This window comes from Bradyrhizobium cosmicum (assembly GCF_032290525.1).
Classification (GTDB): Bacteria; Pseudomonadota; Alphaproteobacteria; order Rhizobiales; family Xanthobacteraceae; genus Bradyrhizobium; species Bradyrhizobium cosmicum_A.
The window spans coordinates 1-252 of sequence record NZ_JASXTA010000407.1 but is presented as its reverse complement, the minus strand read 5'-3'; the positions used below and the strand labels follow the sequence as shown (position 1 = coordinate 252).

Below are 252 nucleotides of genomic sequence, written 5' to 3'. Positions count from 1 at the left end.
AGCTCAACCACCCCGAGGCGGTGGCCATCATCTCCGACTTCATCGTCGAGGGCGCCCGCGACGGCCGCACCGTCGCCGAGCTGATGCAATCAGGCGCGCAGGTCCTGACCCGCGCGCAGGTGATGGATGGCATTCCCGAGATGATCCATGACATCCAGGTCGAGGCGACATTTCCGGATGGGACCAAGCTCGTCACCGTGCACGAGCCGATACGATGAGGCACGTACATCTCCAACGTCGTCATGCCCGGGC

Annotated in this window: 1 protein-coding gene; it reads left to right on the top strand. The window is 64.3% G+C overall.

Features of this window, described 5'->3' with window-relative positions:
* On the top strand, nt 1-218 hold a 218-nt coding region (locus QSV46_RS40405), incomplete at its 5' end, for an urease subunit gamma (RefSeq protein WP_314964293.1).
* Nucleotides 219-252: the final 34 nt, after the last annotated feature.